General features: G+C 40.2%; 7 protein-coding genes. 2 read left to right on the top strand and 5 right to left on the bottom strand.

The features are described 5' to 3' along the window. Positions 1–144: 144 nt before the first annotated feature. The 3 genes from metK to FNH22_RS01430 all read right to left on the bottom strand — a co-directional run bounded on the left by metK (position 145) and on the right by FNH22_RS01430 (position 3088). Positions 145–1398: a methionine adenosyltransferase gene (gene metK, locus FNH22_RS01440; RefSeq protein ID WP_143396507.1), complete on the bottom strand. Its 1254-nt coding sequence runs from the start codon at positions 1396–1398 to the stop codon at positions 145–147. Between the two features lie 99 nt (positions 1399–1497). Beyond that, complete coding sequence (locus tag FNH22_RS01435; RefSeq protein ID WP_143396506.1) at positions 1498–2208, bottom strand: SAM-dependent methyltransferase; 711 nt, start codon at positions 2206–2208, stop codon at positions 1498–1500. A 4-nt stretch (positions 2209–2212) separates the two neighbouring features. After that, positions 2213–3088 (bottom strand): AraC family transcriptional regulator, encoded by an 876-nt coding sequence (locus FNH22_RS01430; RefSeq protein WP_143396505.1) that lies wholly within the window; start codon positions 3086–3088, stop codon positions 2213–2215. Positions 3089–3297: 209 nt separating this feature from the next. On the opposite strand from FNH22_RS01430, the gene FNH22_RS01425 reads away from it, so the two are divergent. Then, complete coding sequence (locus FNH22_RS01425) at positions 3298–3906, top strand: hypothetical protein (protein ID WP_143396504.1); 609 nt, start codon at positions 3298–3300, stop codon at positions 3904–3906. Between the two features lie 122 nt (positions 3907–4028). On the opposite strand, the gene FNH22_RS01420 is transcribed toward FNH22_RS01425, so the two are convergent. Together FNH22_RS01420 and FNH22_RS01415 are read right to left on the bottom strand one after the other, a co-directional pair. Beyond that, complete coding sequence (locus FNH22_RS01420; RefSeq protein WP_143396503.1) at positions 4029–4787, bottom strand: alpha/beta fold hydrolase; 759 nt, start codon at positions 4785–4787, stop codon at positions 4029–4031. 59 nt (positions 4788–4846) lie between these two features. Then, positions 4847–8047 carry a caspase family protein gene (locus FNH22_RS01415; RefSeq protein WP_185154035.1) on the bottom strand — a complete coding sequence of 1067 codons (3201 nt, stop codon included), beginning with the start codon at positions 8045–8047 and terminating at the stop codon, positions 4847–4849. Positions 8048–8141: 94 nt separating this feature from the next. Between FNH22_RS01415 and FNH22_RS01410 the strand changes: the two genes are divergently transcribed. Then, a complete protein-coding gene (locus FNH22_RS01410; RefSeq protein WP_143396501.1) occupies positions 8142–9854 on the top strand; it encodes a PD40 domain-containing protein in 1713 nt (570 codons plus the stop codon). Positions 9855–9993: the final 139 nt, after the last annotated feature.

Raw genomic sequence — 9993 nt, 5'->3', positions numbered from 1 at the left:
GATTTGAAGTAGTACACACAACACTAAGTTAACCCTTAGTCATCAAAAAGGCCGACAGCTTCTCGCTATCGGCCTTTACTTTCTTTACCATAAAAAGAAGGTGACTTTTGAGACACCCTCTTTTGTTTTATTAATTTTTTGATTTTATAATCCGAACGCCTCCTTAACTTTATCTACATAGTCTAGCTTTTCCCAGGGGAAAAGTTCTACTTCAAGTTCTTTAGAGCTGCCATCAGCCGACACAAAGCTTTTCTTGACGAGTTCATTTTTTCTGCCCATATGGCCATAGGCGGCTGTGTCAGAATAAATAGGGTTTCTTAGTTTGAGTCGTTGCTCGATACTGTACGGCCGCATATCAAATACGTCGGCGACTTTGTCGGCGATCTCGCCGTCTGTCATATTAACGTGAGACCTTCCATAGGTATTCACAAATATTCCCATGGGTTCTACCACTCCGATGGCGTAAGATACTTGTATCAATACTTCATCAGCTACGCCGGCGGCTACCAGGTTTTTAGCGATGTGGCGAGTAGCATAGGCTGCAGAACGATCTACTTTTGAAGGATCTTTTCCTGAAAAAGCCCCACCCCCGTGTGCTCCTTTTCCACCATAGGTGTCTACAATTATCTTTCTTCCGGTTAAGCCGGTATCACCGTGAGGGCCTCCAATGACAAATTTGCCGGTAGGATTAATATGGTATTTGATGTCCTCATTAAAAAGCTTTTGAAGCTCAGGTTTCAGTTGTTCTTTTACTCTTGGTATAAGGATATTTACGATGTCAGTCTTGATCTTTTCCAACATTTCAGCTTCTGAACCGAAGTCATCGTGTTGAGTTGAAACTACTATGGCATCAATTCTTACAGGCTCACCATTATCAGCATACTCAATAGTGACTTGTGATTTCGCATCCGGTCTCAGGTAGGTGATGTCTTTATTCTCTTTTCTCAGCCTGGCTAGTTCTATTAGTATTTTATGAGAAAGATCAAGAGCCAATGGCATATAGTTATCCGTTTCATTCGTAGCATAACCAAACATCATGCCCTGATCTCCTGCTCCCTGCTCTTCAGGATTTCCACGGTCTACACCCTGGTTAATATCAGGAGATTGCTCATGAATGGCTGAGATAACACCACATGAATTACCATCAAACATGTATTCACCCCGAGTGTAACCTATGCTGTTAATGACCTCTCTTGCTATTTTTTGTACATCAAGGTATGCCTCTGATTTTACCTCCCCGCTTAACACAGTTAGCCCTGTAGTTACCAGTGTTTCACAGGCAACTTTTGAGTTTTTATCAAAAGCCAGAAAATTATCAATGAGAGCATCAGAAATTTGATCTGCTACTTTATCAGGATGTCCTTCAGAAACTGATTCTGATGTAAACAAGTAGGGCATAATTTATAAGGTTTTAAGATTCATCTTGTTATAGAGCGCGCAAAATTATGGTTATTTTTAATTAATACGAAATACTGGGTTTTAAAATACTGCATCAATTTAAGAATGACAATATAGCATGAAAACAGTAGGCTTTTTATGAAGGTCGATAGACTGTTTTTTCCAATCACTTATTGATCTGGTTTGTACCAAATGGTTTTCGCCGGTTAAATCTTTTGCTATGCATAACTTTGTAGTGGCGCTGCAGTATTTTTTGATACTTTCCAGCAGCTGATTATTTCTGTATGGGGTTTCAATAAATATTTCAGTTTGATCATTTTTGGTCGAACTCCGCTCTAACTCTTTCAATGCTTTGGGTAGTTCATGCTTATCTACCGGCAGATATCCGTTGAAACGGAATTTTTGTCCGTTAAATCCCGAAGCCATTAGAGCAAGTATGATAGACGAAGGCCCAACCAGTGGAATAACGTCAATACTGTTTTTATGAGCATAACTTACCGCTTTAGCTCCAGGGTCAGCTACACCAGGGCATCCGGATTCTGACAAAATGCCCATATCATATCCTTGATCCAGTGGGCCCATTAGTTCAGCGATCTGTTCATTCCTGGTCTTTTTGCTGAGCTCATCAAAGTGTAAGGTCTCAATATTCACTCCAAGCTTTAAACTGCTGATATAGCGTCTCGTTGTCCTGACATTTTCTGCCATGAAATAGCTGAGACCGCTAAGTACCTCTTTGACCTGGTCAGGTATGGTTTCAGTCTTGTTTTCGGCTATTACAGATGGGATAAGGTATAACGTTCCTTTCTTCATCAAACTATTTGACGATTGTGGTCAATTCATTGCGATATTGGGAAGGGCTTTTTCCCGTAAATGCTTTAAAGAGCTTATTGAAGTGAGAAAAATTATTGAATCCGCATTCAAAACATATATCGGTAATATTATCCGGTCGCTCCGACAGTAATTTAGAGGCATGTACTAACCGGTATTCATTGACGAATTGGGTAAATGTTTTTCCTGATATTTTTTTAAAGTATCTGCAAAAAGCAGGTTCGGTCATACTTACTGTATCAGCAATTTCGTCCAGTGAGATCTGCCGTTGGAAATTCGCACGTACAAAATCATAGACTTTATTTATCCTTTGGCTGTCTCGTGGTTCTATTTCCATGGCAAAACCATCGACATTCAAAACGGTATATTCTTCAGAAGTGGCCAGCTCCTTTAAAATACTTAATATCTTGATCAGACGGTCATAAGGATCATATTTCATCAACTTCTCTACCTTCGCTCCGACTTTTTTCTTGGTTTTACCACTAAATGCAATACCCATTTTCGAGCGTTGCATCAGCTTTTTAACTGCGGCCATCTCAGGGATCTCAAAAAAGTTCTCACCCAGAAAGTCTTCTTTCATTTGAACAATGGTTTCAGATTTATTTCCTGTGAGTCGATCTGTAAATCCATAATGTGGGAGATTAGCCCCGATCAGCAGTAAATCACCGTTTTTATAATAAGATAGTTGATTTCCAATATGCCGCTTACCAGAACCCCCGTTAACGTATACTAATTCTACTTCAGGGTGTATGTGCCAGTAGGGCAGTTTATTTCTACATGGATCTGCATATTGCCGTAGTTTTATAGAATTACCAAATCCAGGGTCTATTCTTTCTAATGCCGGAGCTCCTTTAATTTTCATCGTATTAAATAATGACTTTAGTAAAACAACGTCGTTTGTTAACAACAGATGGTACAAATTTAACTCTTTTATGTTCCAGATTAACGTTAAATTATTGTTAATTCTATTATTGGGTTAAAATAACACATGAACTCGAAAAAAATGATGTAGTAAGACCCTGGAATCTGCTATAGCTTTGTAACATGAAATTTTTTAACTCCCAAGCGAAAATGAAAAAAACAGTTCTAAAAATTCTAGTTGTCGCGTTAATGTTTACCGGGTATACATCATCAGCGACCGAGAGAGATCCTTTTTTAAAGGCTCGAGGTAAGGGTAGTAAAGAGTTCGCTCTCTTTATTGATAATTTGGGTGTGGATTTGAAGAATACACTCATTTATTTGAGAGATGAGAATGGCGGAGTGCTTTACAAGGAGAATCTATCTGACGGTAAGGAATACAAAAAACTTTTTGACCTCACTGCATTACCACAAGGTAACTATATATTAGAAATTGAGGATGGTACGAGAACAAAAAGTTATCCACTAAAGATCACAGATTTTGATTTGGAGATTGATCATGCACATCAGTCAAATTTTTACAAACCACAGATTGTTGCTCAACAGAATAATCGAGTAGGTATCTCTCTTTTCAATGTGAATGAGAAAGATGTTGAACTCAATATCTACAATAATAACCGTGAGTCAGTATTTCAGGAGATGATCCCGGGAGATATTGTATTGCAAAGAAAGTATGATCTTTCAGAACTTGAGCCAGGCTATTATACTATGTCCTTCAAAGTAGGGAAAAGGGTATTCAGCAAGTCTGTGGAAGTTAAATAAATAAGTTATTAAAATATTAAAAAAACCATTAGGTGTAGTTTGGATTTGATTGAAGGCCGAATCACAAAAGGTGATCCGGCCTTTATCTTTTATTACCATTTATACAACCGCCTCAAGTTTAATTACGTCAGAAAATTCAATACCAACTGCAGTAATTCCTGCGGTTTTTCTGCATGTACCCAATGCCCTGCGCCATCTACCGTAGCAATGCTGGAGGAGGGAAAAATGGTTTTGATCAGCGTATTGTCTGAATCGCTAATGTAATCCGATAGGGCGCCACGAATAAATAACACATCTTTATCTGTGGCGTAAGTGTCTGTCAGGGCTTCTCCAATTATTTCAATATTCCGGTCAATAACGGGTAAGTTAATTTTCCATTGGAACCCATTCTCATTCCTGGCCAGGTTTTTTAATAAAAACTGCCTTACACCAGGGTGAGGTACATAGTTGGCTAATTGTTTATCAGCCTCACCCCGGGAAGCAACAGATGTTAAGTCAATAGATGCTAAACCATCAAGTATAGTTCTGTGATGCACAGGGTAATACTTTGGCCCGATATCAACCACAATGAGTTTTTGCCAAAGTTCAGGGTACTTAATGGCAAATTTCATGGCAGTCTTACCACCCATGGAGTGTCCGAGAATGTCCGGTTCCATAATGCCTTGCTGATCTATAAATCCTTGAAGGTCATCGGCCATAACCGTATAGTTGAACTCATCACTATGGGGAGACTGCCCGTGATTCCTTTGGTCTACCAGGAAAACCTTGTATTTCTCTGCCAGTACTTTGCCTACACTAAGCCAGTTATCCGAAGAGCCGAACAGACCATGAAGTATAATGAGCGGCTTGCCTTCGCCCAATACCCGGTGATATAATTGCATAAAGTTTATTTTAAGATATTAATTTACGTACAAGTAAAGTTATCTTTCATAATAAAAAATCATTCAACAACGACAGGGAAGTCCTGTCCGCGACTAAATGTATGTGGGAACTGCATTTTTCCCTTATACTTCTGGGAGAATTCCGGTACCTGATCGTCCAGGTAGGATTTCAATTCATAAATAGTGACCTTACCATCCTTAGGGGCGCCGTCGGCCTTTCCTGATAATGCTTCCAGCAATACATAGGTAAACAACCCGTGTCCCAACTCCTTAAATTCCGTGGCAAATTGCTCACTTCCGGCGGCAGCTAATACATGTATACCAGTACTCCTGGATAACTGTGCCAGTGCCTTTTCTTCTGTGGCCCCACGCTGTGCCAACGTTTCCACACCTCCTCCTGACTGGCATGCGTCAATGATCACTACCTGCTTTAAAGCGGAGATGGATTTAAGCTTTTCCTGTAGTTCTCCTGCGTATATGCCTGTTTTGGCAAGCTTTTCAGGGTTGTACAGTTTGGTATTGTCAGTAGGGACAAAATAAAAATTATTGTCTACCATGCTACCGTGTCCGGCATAAAAGAAATAAAGTACATCCTGTGGCTTGATCTCCGTGGCCAGTTCATCCAACTTCCAAAGAATATTATCTTTAGTGGCCTCATGATCATACAATGACCTTACCTCTACCTTGTCAAATAACCCTACAGTGTGGGCTTTTATTAACGCTACAAAACCTTCTGCATCTGAAGCGGCATAGTTTAGATTTAATGCTTCGTTTACATATTTATCAATGCCTATTGAAAAAAGATACAGTGTGGATTTTAGGCTTCCGCCAAAACGTGCCACTATTCTCTTCCTGGGAGATTCTATATTCCCCTTACTGATGGCAGAAACTTCTATGGTATTAATTCCTTCCACTAAGTCCAGTGAGTGCTCCACAGTTTGTGATTTGCCGGACTTAACCTGTAATGGCAGACTTAATACATTTTTACCATTATGGAAGACTTTTGCCAGTGAGGCGCCGCCGCCCTCATCAAAAACCCTGAAAAGCAGTTGAGCTTTTCTATTATCAAAACTGTCGTTATTTTGGGGAGATAAGATATCAATAGAAGGAGGGGGTGATTTTTCAATTTTTTCCAACATATTAAGTTTGGAGCCACCTCGATCGGAAAATGCATTTTTGATAAGGTCAGGCTGAAAGAATTCTTCGAAGAACTGATCTACGCTAAAACTTTTTATGCCCTTTACAAAAACAATATTACTGAAAGCGCCATCTGTAGCATTAAAATGGCCAAATGAGTTCACTGCCATCCAGTTGCTTTGATCAATGACCATGTAACTCACCAACTCGGTTCCTGCAGAGATATTCCAGATCTTGATTTCACCATTTTCAGCTACGCTTATCAAGTGCTTGTCATCGGGAGTGAATTGTAGATTAGTTACTGGTGAGGTATGCCCTTTTAACGTGTTCTTGATGATTCCCTTTCTATCACGTACATGAATTACTCTATCAGCGCCTGCGGTAGTGAGTAATTCACCCTGATGGCTGTAGGTAGCACAGTAGACCTCTCCTCTATGCTCGCTGAAACGTGCTGTCTGTAAACCAGTGGTGATATCCCATACCTTTACCTTCCCGTCCCAACCGGTAGAGACAATGGTCCGATTGTCCGGATGAATATCAAAAGAATGGATGATATTAGTGTGTCCGACGAAATCTCTTACTTCCCTTTTACTATCTATTTCCCAAAGCTTTAACGTTTTGTCAAGGCCCGCAACCATTAAGTATATGTCATTATTAACAAACTCCAGTTGATATGGAGAAGCCTGTTCAAAAGGTAAATGGCTCAGCATTTCACCACTTTGAATGTCCCAAACCTTTGCAGAACCGTCCCAGCTGCCGGTAGCTACCTTGGATTGGTCTTCGCTAAATGCAACGGTAAAGATCATTTCACGATGCCCCTCAAAACGCATCAACTCCTGGCCGGAAGCCACATCCCACAGCCTGGCGGTTTCATCGGCGCTACCCGTTAAGAGCTGTTTTCCGTCACGGGAGAATTCCATACACAGCACGGCCTTCTCATGGCCTGAAAGCTCACGAAAAATACTGCCATTCTTAAAATCCCATAGGCGTATGACATTGCCAAGTTTACCTTTGGCAAAGTACTTTCCATTAGGACTTACTTTAATGTCATTTTTCAGGTCGGTATATTTTTTTATGTATCGGTCCCAGTAAGAAGAACCTTTATAATTCAGGCCACCTTTGTCTGTTTGATTTAAAAAACCTTCAATACGTTGTAAAAGGTTTCCATTTTCCAGGTCATATATTCTGACCACTTTATCGTCATTACTTAAGGCAATTTTTTTTCCATCGGGGCTTAATGTGGCATCAGTATTACCTTCTTCTGCCAACACCTGTTTTTGCCAAAGTATCTTACCTGAGGTCAGGTTAAAAAGTTTAATGGAGTCCTCCGTACTTATAAACACTTTTGACGTTCCATCATGGTCTAATGCTGTAAACTCATCGGGATTGGTATAGAGTAGCTTTTTGGTGCTTTTTTCATTCATATCCCAAAGTTTGAGGTCACCTCCGTTACCGGCAGATAAAATGTCATTGCCGAAATATTTTACAAACGTTCCACATCCGCCACACCTTCCCATTTCAGGCTTTAGCTCTGCGATTTCTTCTGCCGAAGCTATATCATATATGACAACCGATCGATTATCCCCTCCAAAGGCGATCTGTTTCCCATTGGGACTGAAATCGGCACTGATGCCATAACCCACGCCTCTGTCAGGGTTGACCTTAAAACGTTTAAGCTCTTCCCCGGTTTTCAACTCCCATAATATGGCTTCCTGGTCGTAGCCAGCCGTTACCAGGAGTTTCCCGTCCGGTGATAATGCTACCGAGGTCATATAATCTTTATGAGCAGCGTATGTCCTAATGAGTTTCCCAGTGGCTATCTCCCATAATTTAGCGGTTTTATCTGCTGAGCTACTTACAAAATACTTTCCATCGGGTGTTACAACAAGGTCATTAATGGTAGATTCATGTCCCAGGTATGAACGGATCTCTCTACCTGTGGCTAACTCCCATAATTTTATAGTCTTATCACGGCTTCCTGATAGTAGGTAGTTGCCGTCATTGGTAAATGCTACAGATTTGATCGCTGCATAATGCCCTCGTTGGACAACAGTTTCCAAACGTTGAGATACAGTGTTTGAGCAGAGTGTGATAAGTAGTAGAAAAGTTAATAAATAATTCATATGAGAGATTTCTTGTTCCAATTTAGAAATTTGTTTTGGAAAAGTTCTTGCATTAATGGCTATATTGTGATGAATAAGTATTATTGAAACAGGTATGATGAATCGCTTAAGCCCTTTTTTAATTGTCTTCCTTGGCTTCATTTATTTTTGTTCACCCGGTCAAACCAAGGTTAAGTTATTACCATCAAATATCAACAAACCCTCGATTAACTATTATGCCCCTTTTGTCAGTGGTGATGGTCGGTCCATGCTTTATTTGCATGATTATACAGATGATGGGAGTCATGCCATGATGTATGCCACAAAAAAAACAGTCAGCAGCTGGAATGACGGAGTGGAAGTCCATAAAGTAGTTAATAAGACTAACTTAAATTACCGGGGTGGTTATAGCCTCAGCTTTGATGGTGATGTTATGTATTTTTCATCAAGAAAATCAGGGTTAGGTGGTTTTGACATCTGGTCTAGCACCTATACAGGTGCTACCTGGTTAGCTCCTAAAAACCTGGGAGCACCTATCAACTCCCGCGAGAATGAAGGTGATCCGGTGCTCTCACCAGATGGTGAATACCTCTATTATATGCGCTGTGCCGATATGAGTGAATATAGAGGTGCCAACGGATGCCGTATTGTAGTATCAAAGAAAAAAAATGCAAGATGGTCTGAACCTATAGACCTTCCGGATAATATTAATACAGGTAATTCTCAGACACCCAGATTACTTTCAGATGGAAGAACCATGATCTTTGCATCTGATAAATTTGGAGGCAAGGGAGGTTTGGATCTTTTCATCACCAGAAAGGAAGGGGAAATATGGACGGACCCTGTACCACTTGAATTTGTCAATACCGATAAGAATGATCATTTCGTAAGTGTGGACGCAAAAGGTCGTTATCTCTATATGGCCGAGAATACCGGACGTAGTAGTCAGTTGATTTTGAAATTGATCCCTAAAGAATTTCAACCTACTAGGGTAATGCGTATCCAGGGAGAGGTAACAGATGCTGTTTCGGGAGCACCCGTTGATGCCACCCTTACGGTCTTTAATATTGATGACCGTGACCGGTTGTGGAATGGACCTGTGGGAAATACAGGAGAATTTACCATTGTGTTAAATGAAGGAGCTTCCTATGATCTTTCTGTATCGTCTGCTGATCCAACCTATATGTTTTATTCTAAAGTATATGACCTTGAAAAATTAGGCTCCAGGGATAAAGAAAAACTTAAGATAGAACTTAAGCCTGTGGAATTAGATACCTACTTCAAAACGGAAATCAGCTTTGAAGATTATGAACCGGTATTGACAGATAACTCTACGTTTGAATTAAGAAGGGTAGCCGCTATGATGAGGAAAAATCCTGCCATGACCATTGAAGTAGCTGCTTATCTGGACCTTTACAAAGCGGATTCGATCAAATCAGACCCTGACCTGACTGAGATCAGAATAGACTCCATATACGTAGAGCGACAGATTTCAATGACAATAGATTCGATGAAGACTACCTACATGAATGAAGAAGATTCCACCCACATAATAAATGAAGATACAACAGAAATTCATTCAGATAGCATTCAATACCAGGCCATTAAAGAACTTGAGATTAAATATGTCTATCATAATGATCGCACGGAAAAGGAGTCAATGGCGGTCAAGGAATATCTTATGGAGCGTGGAATTGAAGAAGATAGAATTTCAGTCCGGACTTACGTCAATGATGACAGCCTTTGGATGCCTGTATCCGAAGAGGAGGATCAAAGTGAGGGGAAAGTAGAAATACGAAGAATTGAAATGAAGTTTTCAAGCATTTAGACCTGAATGAGCAAATAAAAACCAGTGATTTACGTTTTTACAGTAACTGTAAGGTAATAAGGCTCATCTGACGGATGTATCCTGATACTAAAATTTAACGCGTTGGATCGGGTCTCTGTCATATCCCTTTATTCTCAAG

The organism is Fulvivirga sp. M361, assembly GCF_007097395.1.
GTDB lineage: Bacteria > Bacteroidota > Bacteroidia > Cytophagales > Cyclobacteriaceae > Fulvivirga.
This window is presented reverse-complemented; position numbering and strand designations above follow the sequence as displayed.